This window comes from Huintestinicola sp., from assembly GCF_051882455.1.
Lineage (GTDB): Bacteria > Bacillota > Clostridia > Oscillospirales > Ruminococcaceae > Huintestinicola.
Window position 1 is genome coordinate 90,032 of the sequence record NZ_JBJERV010000095.1, and the last position, 17,529, is coordinate 107,560.

Consider the following 17,529-nt stretch of genomic DNA (forward strand, 5'->3'; position numbering starts at 1 on the left):
AACAGACTGACTACCTATTTTACGAGTGTTTTTGATTTGTTTCAGACAGACGCCTTTTCAAGCATTTCGGCAAGCATTTTATGCTTTTTGACAGCATTTTTGGTATAGATGTGCTCTTCACCGAGACATGACCTGCGTATCTCTACCGCTCGGCTCATATACTCCAGAGCATATTTATATTTGCCTTGCTTCTCATACCATTCGCTGATGTTGCAGTATACCCACGCAGTCTGCGGGTGGATCTCACCGAACTGCTTCAGGCGTATCTCCAGCGTTTGGTCGTACAGCTTCTTAGCATTCTCAAAGTCGCCCATTCCGAGATAATCGTTGCCTATATGCGCCAGCGATGCGGAGACATCAGGGTGATAGTTGGGATAATTCAGGCGTTCACGGCGTATCTCCAGTGCCTTTTCATGGTAAGTCTTTGCCAGTTCAAAATTACCCATCTTCTGGTATGCAGTGCCGATATTGTGATATGAATAGGCAATGTCGGAATCCTTTGCACCGGGTGTATTCTCTCTGATTTGCAGGGATCTCTTGTAACTGTCCAGTGCATTTTCATGATCGCCCTGGTTCAGCTTTACTATACCGATGTCGTTCATCGTGGTGGCAAGCTCCAGCTGACGGGCATTGTTGTTTTTGTATTCGTCCTTGCTAAGCTCTTCGCGGGTCTTGTCATAGTATTTCAGAGCCTGGTCATAATCGGACTTTTTGCGGTAGACAAACGCCAGCCTGTTATATAGATACCACACCGAATATTCCGTTATCTCATCGGTGTAGTGGTCTATCGCCTCTGAAAAGTCATTTATCGCGTCGTTGTATCTGCCAAGGCTTGTCTCAGACTCTGCCTTTATCTCCAGCAGTCGGACGATGATCCTGTCCCTGCCAAGTTTCCGTGCGTTATCAACAAGCATGCCGCACATCTTGCAGGCGTTATTATAGCTGCATCTGTCATTGACCAGCCTTGCAAGATCGCAGCCTGCGCCGAGCTGCTCCTCCGTTTCCATCGGGATACGTCTTACGGTATTCTTTGCGGTCTCGCACAGCGCAGTCAGGCTCTGCCGGGAGACGTCCTCGTCAGATATGAAATCGCGCAGCCTTTCCAGAAAAACCTCGTAACGGGTGTATGTTCTGGAAATATTGTTGTTCACCGTTTTGAGTATCATCGGGTGGAGGTGTATCAGCACAGGATTCTGGCTGTTGTTTATCATCACCCAGCTTTTGTCACCAAGACCGTTTATGATATTGTTGTTGCTAAGCCCAGCCAGCCGCTGAAAATCTTTTCTGCCTATGCCGGACAGGGGTACCAGGGCAAGCATAGACAGCACGTCCTTTTCGTCATCGTCAATGCTGGAGGCTTTGTAGAGCTTATCTATGAAGCCATCGAGTGTATCCTGGGAAGCTTTGCCGTCCTTGGTAATGTTGACGAACTCCTCCGGGCTGGTGTTGCCGTCCTGCGAAAGACAGACGGTGATATCCCTGATCTCCAGGTCGCCGTTGAGGATCGTCTTCGCTGAAAGCTCAATGAGCAAAGTATGGCCATCAATGGCGGTCAGCAGCTCGTCCAGCGCATTTCGCTCATCATCATCGTTCAGAGGACGGTAGTGCTTCTCGAAAAGTGCGACCTGCTCATCGCGGGAGAGCGGAGGTACAGGCAGCAGAAGATCCTCTGCGCCCAGGATATTGCAGCGGGACGTGATTATCACATCGCAGCCGCACTCCATCAGATCGTTAAAATGGTCATCAAATTCAATGTCCATGTTGTCTATCACAAGCAGTACACTGCTGCCTCGGCGGCGGAGGATATCCAGTCTGGAGGCGTACTTTTCATCGTCTGAGCGTTCATTTTCCATGAGGTTCGCAAACGACATTGAAAGTATGGTGTGATACAGGTCTTTCTTGAAGAACACATACTGTACCGTACTGTACTGTTCCTTGTGGGTGTTAGCATATTTCGCTGCCGTGCAGGATTTTCCCATTCCGCCCATGCCTTTCAGGATAACGATGTGTTTCTGCGCAAGACGGTCGCTTATCTGCTCAAACAGGTCTTTTCTGCCGATGAAGTTCTTTGTCTCAGGCGGCAGGATATAGGAAAGGACGGGAAGCTGCTCCCGCTGCGACTTCAGGTGTTTTTCTATTCGTGAAATATCACGCTCCGGGTCTACCGAGCGCAGCGAACTGTTATCATCATACAGCGATATTTTCAGATCTACACACGCTTTTGCTATATCCTCTTCCGAATAACCGCTCAGTTTATTCACGGCAAGCTCACTTATCGGGTAGGATTTTGCAATGGTAATCTCAGCGTTTTTTCCCATGTATATGCTGTATTCATTGAATATTTTTTCAGCTTCATCAGATGTGAAAGCCAGTCCTTTCATCAATTCATGATAATTCATAAGATACTGACCGGTGAGCACATCATCAAGCGATTCCGGATCAAAGTCATCATGGCTGTAATCATTTCTGCAATCAATAGCAGTCTTCATCTGTATCCTGTAAATAAATGGTTTACCAAATGAATTTTCGAACTGATCCGTCACCTCAGAACGATAATAAAACAGCTTCTGACATGCCTGAAGATCAAGCTCATTCAGACGTGATCTGTTATCCAATATGCGGTGTTTGGGATCTCTCTTCTGCTGATCCTCATTTTTCAGGTTGTCCCACAGATTTACATTGTCAGATATAAGCTTTTCCAGTATGGTCATAAGAAACGGATGAAAAAATTTATTGCCTGCTTTTTTCAGGATGTCTACATTTTCATTGGTGCTCATGATATGCAATCCTTTCCGGGTTTATATTGTTTGTATTATACCACAGTCCAACAATCTTTTCAACCATTTTTTGTAGTTTTGAATAAAATTTTGTAAAAACAGTGAAAAGCGTCATTTCAAAATCAAACTATAATTTTGTAACAACATAGTAAAAAAACAGTTCAAAAGCCGTAAATTGCATATGTAAAAACTTCCTGTTCAAAGCGGCAACAGTAATTTTACCGCTTCCTCTTGAAAATCTCCCGAAATTATTATATAATGTTTAGTATAAGTTTACGCCAAAACAGGCAAATCACAGCATTTCAGGATAGGAGATAAGTTTGATAAACAAAGATTTTCAAACCGAGTTTTGTTTCTTATAGATCTGGCTGTCTCCGCGATTTGCTTACGGCAATTTATAATTGCCATAACCAACAAAACTCTCAGGAAAGAGGAATGGTCATAACAATGATAAAAATTTTATTCGTCTGCCACGGAAATATCTGCCGAAGCACCATGGCTCAGAGCGTGTTTCAGTTTATGGTGAATAAGGCGGGACTTGACCGCAGCTTTGAAATAGATTCGGCGGCAACAAGCACCGAGGAGATAGGCAATCCGCCCCATTACGGCACCGTGGGAGAGCTGCGCAGGCACAATATCCCTGTTATCCCCCATCGTGCGAGACAGCTTACAAAGGCTGATGAAATACATTTTGACCTGCTTATCGGAATGGACTCCGCAAATATCCGTAATATGCGCAGAATAGTGGGCAGCAGTGAAAAAATATATAAGCTTATGACATTTGCGGATATGGAAAAAGACGTTGCCGACCCGTGGTATACGGGAGATTTTGCCGAGACATACGCCGATGTTAAGCTTGGCTGTGAGAAATTACTTAAAAAGCTGACCGATTAATGGAGAAAGCCTTCATATAAGCCCCGCCGCCTGAAATCCGAATATTCCCGCAATAACGCAGAGACTTCCTGCAAGGGAAAGCTTTGAGGGCTTTTCCTTCTGCGAAAAAAATCCCGAAACGAACATAACTATAAGTATCATCGGCTGAATGAACGAATAATTCGTAAGGCTTTCGGCGGCAATGCGGTTTTCACACAGAAGTCCCAGAGCATTGGGCAGCTTGCAGGCAAGGACAATGAGCATACCTTTCAGTCCCTCGGGGCTTTCCTTAGGAATATTCAGTGGCTTTGCGGCAGGAAGCATAATAAGAGCAAGTATAACAAGGGCGCATAAAAGCGTCATTGTGGAGGATATATAGCTTTCGGCAGCTTTCATAATAAAGCCGTAGCTGAATTTTGCGGCAAGATACAGCACAAGTGGCAGGACTATCCTTTTATATTCTACCTGCCTGCGTCCCTCCCGTGCGATAAGGAACAATCCTGCGGCGGTTACGATTATGCAGAGAATCTTTAAGCCCTTTATGTCCTGTCCGTAGAGGAATACGTCAGTAAAATAGGACATAAAAAGTGTAAGACCCAGCCATGCTTTAAGCTCGAATACCGACATCTCCGCAAGTATCTTCGCACTCATACCAAATTCCAGATATTTGCTCAGTGCGATAAGCCCGATAAACAGAAAGCTCATGGGACTGAGGGTGAAATGCATATCCGAAAAAGGTAAGGTAAATAGCAAGAAAAATATAGTTCCCGAAGCCATTAAAAAGGTCAGCTGAGAGCCTGTGTATCTGCATTTGCTGACGGCATATTTATCGTTCAGCGAGGTAATGGAATAGAGGGCAACTACGGTTATCATCAGAAGCATGGTACAGTTTTCCTTTCATTATTCAAAGCTGCCGGAAATTTGTCTCATTTTACAGCTCTCCTGCAGCATTACATAAGTAAATTATAAAACGGCAGCAATAAAATGTCAAGACAGATATGAAATGAAAAATTCAAATACTTTCCCTTAGATAATCCATATTTATGTAGTATAATCGAAAAGTAATACAATACACGGAAAGAGGTTATTTTAAATGACGGGAAATATGACAGAGGGAAAGCCCCTTGCTCTTATTTTCAGATTTGCCCTGCCGCTTTTGATCGGCAATATTCTCCAGCAGACCTACAATGTTATCGACGCAGCCATTGTGGGACGAATACTCGGCTCGGACTCGCTGGCTGCTGTGGGAGCTTCAAGCAGCGTTCAGTTTCTTGTGCTGGGCTTTTGTATGGGTATCTGCTGCGGCTTCGGTATTCCCCTTGCCCAGGCTTTCGGTGCAGGAGATAAAAAAAAGCTAAAAAATTTATCTTTCACGGATATCTGCTGACGGGAGCTGCAGCTGTCATCATCACAAGCGTATGCGCAGCTTTTTGCAGCGGGATATTACAGCTCCTGTCTACCCCCGAGGACATTTTCACAAACGCATACAGCTATCTGCTGATAATATTTCTGGGTATACCGTTTTCACTTCTTTACAATTTTCTTTCGGCTGTGCTGAGAGCTGTGGGCGACAGCAGGACACCGTTTTTCTTTCTCGCCGTATCAACCCTGCTGAATATCCTTCTCGACCTTGTTTTTATAGTCTGCTTTAAATTGGGCTGTGCAGGTGCTGCGGCAGCTACGGTCACGGCACAGGCGCTCAGCGGAATATGCTGTTTTGTTTTCATAAGAAAGAACAAGCCCGAGCTGTGCCTTGAAAAGTCGGACAAAAAATTAAACTCAAAGGCGCTTACAACTATGATATCTATGGGTATCCCCATGGGTCTGCAGTATTCCATCACCGCCATAGGAAGCATGGTCATGCAGTCGGCAAACAATGGTCTCGGAAGCGTTTATGTGTCGGGATTTACTGCAGGAATGAGGATAAAGCAGTTCATTATGTGTCCGTTTGACGCCATTGCAACAGCAGTCTCGGTTTTTGCGGGACAAAATCTGGGCGCGGGAAAAACGGACAGAGTAAAAGCAGGGCTTGCACGGGGAATTGCTGTGGGCGTGGGCTACGGAATTGCGGCAGGGCTTGTGCTTATTTTCTTCGGCAGAACGCTTTCAGGCATATTTATCGACCCCGGCGAGACAGCTGTGCTTGACGCTGCGGCAAAATATCTCCGCTGTCTGGGCTGCTTTTACTGGGCAATAGGCTTTCTGAATGTATGCCGGATGACCACTCAGGGGCTCGGATATTCGGGCAGAGCGGTCATCTCGGGTATTATGGAAATGATCGCAAGGATAGCGGTGAGCGTATTTTTCGTGGATACATACGGCTTTACTGCAATCTGCTTTGCAGATCAGTCAGCGTGGCTTGCCGCCTGCATTTATATCGTGCCGATGTGCTTTTACTGCGTTAAAAAGGCGGAAAGAAAATGCAGTGGGGAAAAATAAGATCGAAATATGCCGTTTTATGATATTCTGTCCAGATTATTATTGGAATTTGTATCAATTTTTTGCAAAAAAATCGACTAAATTTCCAACAATCTATTGACATTTGTGTAAAATTATAGTAAAATATCACTATCGACTATAGTAATAACAGCATAAAGGAGACTAAAATAATGTCAAAAATCAGCAGGAAGATAATTACTACTGTAATATGTATGCTGCTTATCCTTACCGTTGTGGTAATTGCCACAGCGCTTATTATGGCAGGCAAGCAGACAGACGAGCTTATGACCGAACACGCAGTTATAGGAATACATATCCTTGAAAATTCAATAACTGAGGAGGAAGCACGTCTTGTCAGAGCGGCAGACTCAATAAATCAGGGTGCCTCTGCAGCCGCCCTTTCCGGCAATACACGAAACTTTGAAAACGCATGGAACGAGGTCAGGGAAACAGATCACGACTTTGTTATCCTCACCGATACAGAGGGCAATGTTCTATGGCAGTCCGAGGGCTGCAATGTGACCTCCTTTGACGTTTCGGAAGCACTTGCAGGAAATGCTAAAAGCGGTATTGCCGCAGACTGCGGAATTGCTCTGGCAATTGAATACATTGCTCCCGTAAAGTACAACAACAGCACCATTGTAGGCGCAGTAGTTGTCGGAATGGATCTTTCAGAGCCTACGTATCTCGACAATATAAAGGCACAGTCCGAAACGGAAGTCACACTTTTTGCAGGTCCCACACGATATGCCACCACCCTTATAGATGAAAACGGCAACAGGATCGTCGGAACGGATATGTCCGACTCTATTAAGAAAATAGTTATAGACAGCTCCGAAGAATACCGCGGCAAGGCTGTACTTGTGGGTCAGGAGCATTATGTTATCTATCAGCCGATGTTTGATATGGACGGCAAGCTTGTGGGTGCATATTTTGCAGGTCTTTCCGCAGCAAGCGCAAACGCACTTTTCAGAAATATGCTGATAATCGTTATAATCATCGGCATTGTCGTTATGGTCATATCCTCGGTGATACTTTTTATGATAATCAGAAAAATGATAGAAAAGCCCATTATTGAGGTAAATAATATTGCCGAAAATATGAGCCGCGGCGACCTGAGCGCGCCCGACAGCAGCTTTGATTTCAGCAACGATGAGATGGGGCTTTTCGCCCGAAGGCTCGAGAATACCAAAAATGCTCTGAGCACATATATCACCGATATTTCAGAAGTGCTTTCTTCCATGGCAAACGGCGATTTTACCCACTCCCCCTCTGTTGAATATATGGGTGATTTTGTAAAGATAAACGAGTCCTTTAAGCAGATAAATCAAAATCTCCACGGGATAATCCGCAATATCATTCTATCCGCAGACGAGGTACTGAGCGGCGCGGAGCAGATGGAAAGCGGTTCCCAGACTCTTGCAAACGGCACCACCACCCAGGCGGCTGCTATTGAGCAGCTGTCCTCCTCGATAAGCGATATTTCCTCTCAGATAACCAATACAGCGGATAACGCAAGCACAGCCAACGAGCTGTCCCTTCGCACCGCAGAAAAGATTTCCGTTCAGGACGAGGAGATAAAGAATATGATCTCGGCTATGAACGATATCCAGTACCAGTCCCAGGAGATCGGCAAGATAATTAACACGATCGAGGACATTGCGTTCCAGACGAATATCCTCGCCCTTAACGCCGCCGTTGAAGCCGCCCGTGCAGGAGACGCAGGAAAGGGCTTTGCAGTTGTTGCCGACGAAGTAAGAAATCTTGCGGCAAAAAGCTCCGAGGCAGCACAGAGCACACGAGACCTCATTACAGCAACCGTTACCGCTGTGGAAAACGGTTCCCGCATAGCGGAAGCTACTGCGGACTCTATGCAGGCAGTAAAGACCTTTGCGGAACAGACAAATGAGCTAATCACACGGATATCTCAGGCATCCGCATCTCAGTCCGAGGCAGTTCATCAGGTCACCTCGGGAATAGATCAGATATCGGGCGTTGTTCAGATGAACTCTGCCACCGCCGAAGAATCGGCTGCCTCCTGCGAAACTCTCAGCAGTATGTCCAAGGAGCTAAAAAAACAAATTTCCAGACTCAGAGCATAAATTTAATAAAAAAGCGACCGCCGTTCTCTGTACAATCGGAGAACGGCGTTTTTTTTGCAGTATCAGAAAGCAAGCTTTGAAAAATAATTCACGGTCATTTCACGCATACGTTTTCTCGCCTTGGGAGAAAATCCGTGCCCCTCGTTTTCAAACACTTCAAGGCGGCAGTTTTCAAGCACAGAGCAAAGCTTCTCGGAATATGATATATCAACCAGCCTGTCACTGTCCCCGTGAAGCAGCAGAACGGGTGCTTTAAATGCGCTTACCGCTTCAAAAACATCATATTCGGGCAATCCCTCCCTGAATTTCCTTGACAGCTTCATTCCCATAAATTCAACAGGTCCGGTCATTTTTTCGGGATCTTCCGATATCCAGTTGTCGGGTATGCAGAAGGCAGGGTATAAAAGCGCCATGCCCGCTATCCTGTCCGTCATCTGAGCTGCTGTCAGAGCGGAAACAAATCCGCCCTGGCTCTCGCCGTAAAGATATATCCTTTCCCTGTCCGCAAAGCTGCATTCGGATATCATTGCGATAACGCTCTTTAAATCTGATATTTCCGTCTCAATGCTCATATCCGTTGAGACTCCCCCGCTTTTGGAAATAGCAGAGCCTCCGCAGAAATCAAAGCAATATGCCGCAAATCCATTTTCCGCCAGACTTTGGGCAATATCCAGAACATGGGAATAAGAGGAATTATAGCCGTGGCTCAATATCACAACAGGCAGCTTTCCGTTATGCTCCTTTGGAAGACAGAGCACACCGAATATCTTGTTTTCCCCGCTTTTGCAGGGCGTTTCCGTTACTGTAAAGTTCATATCAGCGCATCCTTTCAGCCGAAGCTTTTATTCATCAAATGGGGTAAAGGAGATCGACTCATACTCAGCTGTAAGCGGCATTCTGCTGTCGTCAAAGGCGTTGAGCCAGCTGTCAACTCCCGTACCGCACCAGGCATTCATCATGATCTTACCCGGTGTAACAGGGATATTTTTATCTGCTGTATAGGCTTCCTTTCCGTCAACAAACCACACAATTTTATCCTTGTGCCACTCAAAGGCATAATCATGGAAATCCTCGGAAGCGTCAAAACCCAGATCGTAAAGATATTCGTGATTGCCCTTGCTGTCGGTGAAATAGTTGAACTGCACCTTTGTGGTATCCTTGCCGAGTATCTCAATGTCTATCTCGTCCCATGGATTATTGTCGGAAGGACCCGTATAGGTAAAGAATGAGGATACAACACCGTCATTTTTGATAGCCTTCATTCTTACCTCATATCTTCCGTAGCCGTAAAAATCCTTTGAACGGTACTCGCCGCCCGAATAGGGAACGCTTCCGTCCTTCTTGTCCCTGTCGATGATGAGCTGCATTCTGCCGTTTTCAAAGGTACAGTTCTCCTTACGCCAGGTAACATTGAACATACTGCCGTTGCACCAGCCGTCGGCACATTCAAAAAGCCCCGAGGCACCGTTTTTAAAGCTGACAGCGGATATATCCTCTGCTGCAGCTTCCGTTGCCGCTGTGACCTCCGAAGCGGCTGGAGCTTCGTTTGCAGCCCCGCATGAGCATAAAAGCGCTCCGCAGGAAAGCAGTGCGGCAGTATAAATAAGAATATTTTTCTTTTTCATATTTTATTTGTCCTTTCTGCAGTTAATTATAATTCTATTATACATTATGCATCTTCACAATATATCAGATATCTGCACTTTGTGTCATTATTTTGCACTATTGCGTCTGATACCGCCCCAGTTGTCCCGATAGTATTTCTTTCTGAACTCATTAGGCGTCATTCCCGTATATTTTCTGAAAACGCTTATAAAATGGCTGTGAGATGTAAACGCAAGATAATTTCCTATGTCAACGGGAGAATAATCGGAATATTTCAGCATATTCTGAGCCGTCTCAACACGCTTTATGGCAATATATGTGCATATGGTCACCCCGACTTCTTTTTTGAAGAGTCGGGAAATATATGAGGGACTGAGGGAAATATAATCTGCGATATCCGCCTCGGATATCTTCGAATGAAGATTATCGTATATATAATCCATTGTCATTATCACAGGCTTTGAATATACATTCCCGTGGGCAAGCTTATTCATTTGACGGGTAAATTCAAGAACGGCTTCACTGTGCAGAGCATGGATATCCTTTTCACAGCTGCATTTGTCAGCCTTCAGAATGTACAGATCACTCAGCGTATAGGCAGTTTCCATCTCCATACCGCCCTCAACGCAGAAACGGGTTATCAGCGCTATGGTGACAATAAAATGATATTTAAGGTTTCTCAGAGGGTCGTGAGAAAGGACTCCCGCTCCGCTGCTGCCCAGTGGGGTCATGAGCCGCTCCACACTGTCGGTATCGCCGTTTTTTACGCAGTCATAAAATTCAAATTCCTTCTCGAAGGGCGAATGCCTGAACTCGTATTCCCTGTTCAGAAACGCCCTATATGTAAGCTCTTTTTCAGACTGAGACATCATACCACCTCATTTATTTTATTATATCACACCCGCCGAAAAATTGCAACAAAATTTTGATAATAAAAGCAAAAAAATGATATTTTCTCAAGCAGAAATATGATAAATTATAAGTACAATAGATCACGGCAAAAAAAACAGAGGAGATGTTTTTATGAAGAATATGAAAAAGACTTTGGCATTCGTATCCGCACTTGCACTTATGGGAACAGTCACAGCCTGCGGCGGCAGCGATGAGGGAACTGCCTCAACAGCTGCGGAGACCTCCCAGACCACAGAGACCACTCCCGCAAAGGAGCTGGACGAGGAGGATAAGGCTGCTGTTGCCGAAATTGATATCGGCGAAGATGAAAAGCTGGAAAACGGTACAGTCAAGTGGCTTTCCTTCTGGGACTTAAATCCTGCAAACGGCAAGCCCAAGTCCGTTGAGCTTGAGCTTTTTGAGACAAAATACGGCGGTACGATAGAGTATATCCCCACTACATACGAGACCCGTTACAGCGACCTTTCAACACAGGTACTTGGCGGAACCTCTCCCGACCTCTTCCCTGCCGCAGACCTTGATACATTCCCCGGCAAGGCTATCGCAGGAATGTTTGAGCCCTTTGACGATTATCTTGATTTTGACAGCGACCTCTGGAGCGTAGGCGCAAAGAAGCTTTCCGATGCGCACACTCTGGGCGGCAAGCACTATGTTGCAGTAGTTTCCACAGACGCAGGCTGCGTATGCATTTACAACAAGCGCACCATTGAAGAAAACGGTCTTTCCGATCCCGCAGAGCTGCTCGAAGAAGGAAACTGGACCTGGGACACCTTCAAGGATATGTGCGTTGAGTTCTCCGACCCCGAGAACAAGAAATACGGCTTTGACGGCTGGTGGTTTGAGATAAACTTCCTCCTCACCACAGGAAAGCCCGTTATCGATATGAAGGACGGCGTTATCACAAGCAATCTTTTAAGTGCTGAAATGGAGCGTGCGGAAAACTTTATGCTTGAGATGAACAAGATAAACCTTCCCCTTCCCAAGGCTGAGTATTCCTGGGTAGAACAGCCCCAGCGAATTGCCGAGGGCAACACCCTCTTCTATCCCTGCGGTATCTGGGCGCTTTATGAGGCAGACCTTTCCAAATTCGGCGCTGAGGGCGAGATAATGTTCGTTCCCATGCCCAAGGATCCCGAGGCTGACAATTACTATCTGCCTTCAGGCGTTGACGCTTACGCTCTTTGCAAGAGCGCACCCAATCCCGAGGGAGCTGCAGCATTTATGAAGTGCAAGCTTATGGCTGTGGGCGACGAAAGAACTCAGGAGATCGCAGAAAAGCAGTACAGAGAGGATTACGGTTGGAGTGACGAGATGATCGATATGTGGCACAAGACTAAGGAGCTTACAAACGAAAACCCCGTTATCGACTTCTATGCAGGCACCTCCTCCGACATTTACGATATGGTCCACAACCCCATCAAGGACGCTTCCTACAATGGCAAGGACTGGGCAACTACCCGCGATGAGATCAGCGGCGCAGTTCAGAACGAGATCGACGCGCTTAACAAGCAGATCGAAGAAAATTTCTGAGGAATATCCCAAAACATCATCTCCCCTTGCTAATGCAGGGGGAGATTTGAAAAGCTGAAAGGAATAATTTATGGTTAATTTTACAGGCTACAAAAAAGGAGTTAACTTAGGCGGCTGGCTCTCGCAGTGCTGCCATACCAAAGAGCATTATGACAGCTTTATCACCGAAGAGGATATCAAGAAAATTTCCACCTGGATGGCAGATCATGTCCGCCTGCCGATAGACTACAATCTTCTTGAGGACGAAAACGGAAACTTCAAGGAGGAAGGCTTTGCATATATCGACAATGCCGTAAGCTGGTGCAAAAATGCCGGACTTAATATTATCCTGGACCTGCATAAGACCGCCGGCTACTCCTTCGATAAAGGCGAGGGCGAATCGGGCTTTTTTGAAAGTCCTGCTCTGCAGGAGCGCTTTTTAAAGCTCTGGGAACGCATTGCGGAGCGTTATGCAGTAAATGACGGCACAATTGCATTTGAGCTTCTGAACGAAGTAACAGAGCAGAGCTACAGTGAGACCTGGAACAAGCTTATCAAATGCTGTATCGAGCGTATCCGCAGGCTTGCTCCCGACACCTTCATCCTCGTAGGCGGTTACTGGCAGAACAGTCCCGACGCCGTGCCCGACCTTGAAGCGCCCTATGATGATAAGGTGGTATATAATTTTCATTGCTATGACCCTATGAACTTTACGCACCAGGGCGCATACTGGTACGAGGGAATGGACACAAAATTCAGAATGAGCTTTGATAAGTGCGATCCCCCCGTAACTCCCGAATTTTTCATGGACAGATTCAGCCGTGCTTATGAAGCAGCAAAGAAAAACGGTACTGTGCTGTACTGCGGCGAATACGGAGTTATCGAAAATGCCGAGCCCGAGGATGTTCTGAAATGGTTCAAGGCGATAAACACCGCTTTCGACAGGCTTGATATCTCCCGTGCGGTCTGGAGCTACAAGGAAATGAACTTCGGAATTGCCGATGACAGAATGGAAAAAGTAAGAAGAGAGCTTATCCGTTATTTATGATATAAACTTAATGTGCCTCTCCCCGCAGCAACAGGGAGAGGCACATTTTTTATCAGAAATCAATTATTCCAAGACCTCTAAGAACGGAGCTTACAAAGATTATCAGAATAAAAACAGGCGCAATATACTTGATAACTACAGTATAAAGCTTCTTGCTTTTAAACGACGAACTGAGTTCCACCTCAGAAGTCACCGTATCGACCTTGACAACATAGCTTACAAAAATGCAGGTAAGGAAGGCAACGACAGGCATAAGAACGTTGTTGCTGATAAAGTCGAAGAAATCGAGTATTGAAAGACCGAGTATCTGAACGCTTTCGAGGAGTCCAAATCCGAGAGATGAGGGCACTGCCATTATAAACGAAGCAATTGCAACGATAAGGCAGATAACAGGTCTTTTAAGCGATGTCTTTTCTTCGATGAAGGATACTATGGTCTCCATAAGGGAAATGGCAGAGGTCAGAGCCGCAAACAGTACCAGGATAAAGAATACCGCTCCCATTACCGAGCCGAAGGGCATACTGTCGAAAACCTTCGGTAAAGTAATAAACATAAGGCTGGGACCTGAGCTGAGCACCGACTCATCTCCGCCCGAAAAGGCGAAAACTGCGGGAATAATAATAAGTCCCGAAATGAATGCGATACCAGTATCAAAAATTTCGATCTGACGGACAGAGCTTTCCAGATCGCTGTCCTTATTCATATAGGAACCATAGGTTATCATAATTCCCATTGCCAGAGACATGGAATAGAAAAGCTGTCCCAGAGCCGCAAAAACCAGACTTATCGAAAATTTGCTGAAATCAGGTTTCAGATAGTAGATAACGCCGTCCATTGCTCCGTCTCTCGTTACGCTGTAGACAGCAATTATAACAGACAGCACCACAAGCACGGGCATAAGTATTCGGCTTGCTTTTTCAACGCCCTTTTGTACGCCGAGCATAACTACAACGGCAGTAAGTATCAGAAATACACTGAGCCAAATAACAGGTTCGGCTGTCTGAGAAATAAATCCTGTAAAATATGTATCCCCTGCCGCAGCCTTGCCCTGACCCGAGCAGAATGCAATAAGATATTTGACCACCCAGCCGCCGATAACGCTGTAATACGGGAAAATAATACAGGGAACAAGACTTGCAAGCACACCTGCAAATCCCCATTTTTCATTCAGCGCGGCAAATGCACCCAGGGCGCTTTTTCCCGTTTTTCTGCCTATGGCAACCTCGGTTATCATAAGTGCAAAGCCGAATGTGACTGCTATCAGCAGATAGATGAGCAGGAACATTCCTCCGCCGTATTTTGCCGCAAGATATGGAAATCTCCATAAATTTCCAAGTCCCACAGCTGAGCCTGCGGCAGCAAGGATAAACCCTATCCTGCTTGTAAAGCTATTCTTTTTTTCCATTAAAGAACCTCCCGTTTGATCACATATTGCTTATTATACCATATAATCAAACAGATTTCAACCGTTATAGGGAATTTTATCATATTTGCATATAGGAAATTTTTTCAAATTTGCAGAAATGATATTAAATAGAACACTAAAGCGGCAAGCCCCTGCTTACCGCTTTGAAAAAAATATTACCGAAATATCTATCATCTTATTTTATGGAATTATAAAAATCCCGAAGAACATAAAACGCCGCTTTTTTATGAGTTTTATCAGCCGAAAGCAGACCCTTTGTGTTGTAGTACCGCTGATTAACGGAAGTTCTTCTTGGGCAGCGGAAATCATGAAGTATCCAGGGGGTCATACCCTTGATGTATGTGATTTTTCTGATGTTTTCTATCTGCTTTTCATATACATATGCCTGACAGTCCTCAGTGCCCTTGTCGGTAACGGTGCCTCTCAGTCCGGGATATGCGTCTGCGCCGAACTCGGTAATGATAACAGGCTTTTTCGGGTCGCTGTTTTGGAAAAGCTCGGGGAGCATCCGCAGGTCTGCTGTGTACCAGCCGCAGTATTCGTTCACGCCGATAATGTCAAGATACTGCTCAAGCCTGTCCTCGATGGCATTTTTCTCAAAATTTACAAGACAGGCGGCGGAAACAAGCCTTGTGGGATCGTTTTTGCGGGCACATTCCGCAAGCCCGCCCATAAATTTAAGTCTGTCGTCCGTATCGGAATTTTCATTGCCCACCGACCATATTATCACGCTTGCACGGTTGTAGTCCCGTGTAATAAGCTCCCTCAGCTGATTTTGAGCATCACTGTAGGTATCCTCCGACCAGAAATGCACCTCCCAGTAAACGGGTATCTCTTCCCAGAGAAGCAGCCCCAGCTCGTCTGCAAGCTGAGCCATTCTCTCACTGTGCGGATAATGCGCCACACGCATAAAATTACAGCCCAGTTCCTTTGCCGCACGGATATTTTCTATGCGCTCCTCATCGGTAAGCGCCTTGCCGTTTGACACGCTGTCCTCGTGGCAGCTTATTCCTCTGAGGAATACAGGCTTGCCGTTAAGAAGAATATCCATACCCGACCTGCGAATCTCGCGGAAGCCCACTCTGTCCCGCACTGTATCGGTAAGGCATGAGAGCGAAACATCATACAGCTTCGGATCTTCGGGCGACCACAGCTCGGGAGATGCTTCAAATACAAGCTCACCCTTTCCGTTTTCCACAGCTATTTCCTCGGAAATGTGAAGCTCGTCTATGGTGAGTACCGCTTTTTCGTTTACCGCTTCGGACATAGTAACGCAGGCACGTATTTTCTTAAAGCCGCTTCCCGGTTCAAGGGCTATCTTAAGCTCCTTGATATGTACCTTCGGCACACGGATAAGCTCGATATCACGGTAGATCCCGCCATAGTTGAACCAGTCGGTATTTGAGGGCGGCACCTGCTCATTCCGTCTTGCGCTGTCTGCCTGAATAATTATGCGGTTGTCATGCTCCAGGAAATCGGTGATGTCAAAATAGCAGGGTGTTGAGCCGCCCCGATGCATACCCACATATTTTTTATTGATAAACACTCTGCACAGATAATTTGCCGCACCGATCTTCAGTATCATACGCTCATCATCGTTCTGCTTTGCGTACAGGAATTTCCTTGTAAATATCATGCTGCCCTCGTAGAGCATATACATCTTATCCGCAGTATTCCAGCAGCACGGGAGAGTCATAAGCTCCCACTCATCAAAGGAAAAGTCCACAGGCAGAGTATTTCCCCCGCCGTCATAATAGTTTTCCTCGAACCATTTCTGTCTGATAAATGTGTCATACTGGTCAACAGCATAATGCCAATGACCGTTTAAGGACTCTTTTTTCCTAAATCTGTCATATATCATCGAGTCTGCGGTGACAAGCTTTTCAAAATATTCCTTTTCGTAGTATTCCATAGGACGATCCGCTCCTTTCGTTATCCTTATTTTACCACATATCTTTTCAAAATAAAATATCAGAATTTGCCGATATCCCCTTGAAATATTTCAAAAATTGCTGTATGATAAAGTATATGAATGAGAATTACCGAATTTCCCACAACAAGGAAAAATACACCGACCCAATATACTTTCACAGCCACGATTTTTACGAGATCTACTTCTTTGTGGACGGCAATGTAAAATACTACATTGAAAACGAGAGCTATGCTTTATCGAAAGGAGATGTGCTGATAATTCCCCCGGGAAAGCTCCACCGCCCCGTAATTGACGGAGATCAGGTATATGAACGCTATGTGCTGTGGATAAGCAGCCGTTATGCCTCGACAAATAGGGGTATAGCCTGCTTTACCAATGAAATAATACAAATGACCGAGGAAAAGAACACCCGACTGACCTCCTTTGAAGGCGATGAGCTTAGGGCGCTGACAGGGCTTTTTGACAAGCTGCTTGAAAGCTATGTTTCCTCCGACCCTCTTGCCGTATTTACCGCCGGGAGCTGCATTACTCTTATATCAGAAGCCATTCTCCGCAAGCTGAAAACCGCTCCCAGGGCGGCAGAGGAACAGGAAGACCTTATCCGTCAGGTAATTTCCTATATCAACAGAAACGTTGTGAACGCACCCTCGCTGGAAGAGCTTTCCGTCAGGTTTTTCGTTTCCAAATATTACCTTTCCCACAAATTCAAGGAGCACACCAAAACAACCGTTCATCAGTACATTTTGATGAAAAAGGTAAATCTGGCAAAGGAGCTCCTTGAAAAGGGCATTTCCCCACAGGAGGTATGCGAAAGCTGCGGATTTTCCACCTACTCCAATTTCTACAAGGCATTTTCGGCTCAGACGGGAAGCTCTCCGAAGCAGTTCAGAAGGCAAATAAAATAG

The 17,529-nt window shown here is 45.7% G+C and carries 12 protein-coding genes and 1 pseudogene; 6 read left to right on the forward strand and 7 right to left on the reverse strand.

Annotation, left to right across the window (positions count from 1 at the left end; genetic code table 11):
* Nucleotides 1–41: 41 nt before the first annotated feature.
* A complete protein-coding gene (locus ACI4J0_RS11950; protein WP_439766041.1) occupies nt 42–2,777 on the reverse strand; it encodes a tetratricopeptide repeat protein in 2,736 nt (911 codons plus the stop codon).
* Between the two features lie 447 nt (nt 2,778–3,224).
* Between ACI4J0_RS11950 and ACI4J0_RS11955 the strand changes: the two genes are divergently transcribed.
* The gene (locus ACI4J0_RS11955; RefSeq protein WP_439766042.1) at nt 3,225–3,671 is read left to right on the forward strand and encodes a low molecular weight protein-tyrosine-phosphatase; all 447 of its coding nucleotides are present in this window, start codon (nt 3,225–3,227) and stop codon (nt 3,669–3,671) included.
* Nucleotides 3,672–3,683: 12 nt separating this feature from the next.
* Here ACI4J0_RS11955 and ACI4J0_RS11960 read toward each other — a convergent pair whose 3' ends face one another.
* The gene (locus tag ACI4J0_RS11960) at nt 3,684–4,532 is read right to left on the reverse strand and encodes a hypothetical protein (protein WP_439766043.1); all 849 of its coding nucleotides are present in this window, start codon (nt 4,530–4,532) and stop codon (nt 3,684–3,686) included.
* Between the two features lie 223 nt (nt 4,533–4,755).
* Between ACI4J0_RS11960 and ACI4J0_RS11965 the strand changes: the two are divergent.
* Nucleotides 4,756–6,089 (forward strand): annotated as a pseudogene (locus ACI4J0_RS11965) (MATE family efflux transporter).
* 170 nt (nt 6,090–6,259) lie between these two features.
* On the forward strand, nt 6,260–8,191 hold the full coding sequence (locus ACI4J0_RS11970; RefSeq protein ID WP_439766044.1) for a methyl-accepting chemotaxis protein: 1,932 nt from the start codon (nt 6,260–6,262) through the stop codon (nt 8,189–8,191).
* Nucleotides 8,192–8,253: 62 nt separating this feature from the next.
* On the opposite strand, the gene ACI4J0_RS11975 is transcribed toward ACI4J0_RS11970, so the two are convergent.
* The 3 genes from ACI4J0_RS11975 to ACI4J0_RS11985 all read right to left on the reverse strand — a co-directional run bounded on the left by ACI4J0_RS11975 (nt 8,254) and on the right by ACI4J0_RS11985 (nt 10,668).
* Nucleotides 8,254–9,006 carry an alpha/beta hydrolase family protein gene (locus tag ACI4J0_RS11975; RefSeq protein WP_439766045.1) on the reverse strand — a complete coding sequence of 251 codons (753 nt, stop codon included), beginning with the start codon at nt 9,004–9,006 and terminating at the stop codon, nt 8,254–8,256.
* A gap of 27 nt (nt 9,007–9,033) precedes the next feature.
* Nucleotides 9,034–9,816, reverse strand: a complete 783-nt coding sequence (gene bglS / locus ACI4J0_RS11980) for a beta-glucanase (RefSeq protein ID WP_439766046.1) — start codon at nt 9,814–9,816, stop codon at nt 9,034–9,036.
* Nucleotides 9,817–9,903: 87 nt separating this feature from the next.
* On the reverse strand, nt 9,904–10,668 hold the full coding sequence (locus tag ACI4J0_RS11985; protein ID WP_439766047.1) for a helix-turn-helix domain-containing protein: 765 nt from the start codon (nt 10,666–10,668) through the stop codon (nt 9,904–9,906).
* 151 nt (nt 10,669–10,819) lie between these two features.
* Between ACI4J0_RS11985 and ACI4J0_RS11990 the strand changes: the two genes are divergently transcribed.
* Together ACI4J0_RS11990 and ACI4J0_RS11995 are read left to right on the forward strand one after the other, a co-directional pair.
* The gene (locus ACI4J0_RS11990) at nt 10,820–12,238 is read left to right on the forward strand and encodes an ABC transporter substrate-binding protein (RefSeq protein ID WP_439766048.1); all 1,419 of its coding nucleotides are present in this window, start codon (nt 10,820–10,822) and stop codon (nt 12,236–12,238) included.
* A gap of 70 nt (nt 12,239–12,308) precedes the next feature.
* Nucleotides 12,309–13,265, forward strand: coding sequence for a glycoside hydrolase family 5 protein (locus ACI4J0_RS11995; RefSeq protein ID WP_439766049.1), 957 nt, complete (start codon nt 12,309–12,311; stop codon nt 13,263–13,265).
* 52 nt (nt 13,266–13,317) lie between these two features.
* Here ACI4J0_RS11995 and ACI4J0_RS12000 read toward each other — a convergent pair whose 3' ends face one another.
* Both ACI4J0_RS12000 and ACI4J0_RS12005 read right to left on the reverse strand, forming a co-directional pair.
* Nucleotides 13,318–14,670, reverse strand: a complete 1,353-nt coding sequence (locus tag ACI4J0_RS12000) for a sodium-dependent transporter (RefSeq protein ID WP_439766050.1) — start codon at nt 14,668–14,670, stop codon at nt 13,318–13,320.
* Between the two features lie 196 nt (nt 14,671–14,866).
* On the reverse strand, nt 14,867–16,603 hold the full coding sequence (locus ACI4J0_RS12005; protein ID WP_439766051.1) for a glycoside hydrolase family 2 protein: 1,737 nt from the start codon (nt 16,601–16,603) through the stop codon (nt 14,867–14,869).
* Between the two features lie 104 nt (nt 16,604–16,707).
* Between ACI4J0_RS12005 and ACI4J0_RS12010 the strand changes: the two genes are divergently transcribed.
* Nucleotides 16,708–17,529: a helix-turn-helix domain-containing protein gene (locus ACI4J0_RS12010; RefSeq protein ID WP_439766052.1), complete on the forward strand. Its 822-nt coding sequence runs from the start codon at nt 16,708–16,710 to the stop codon at nt 17,527–17,529.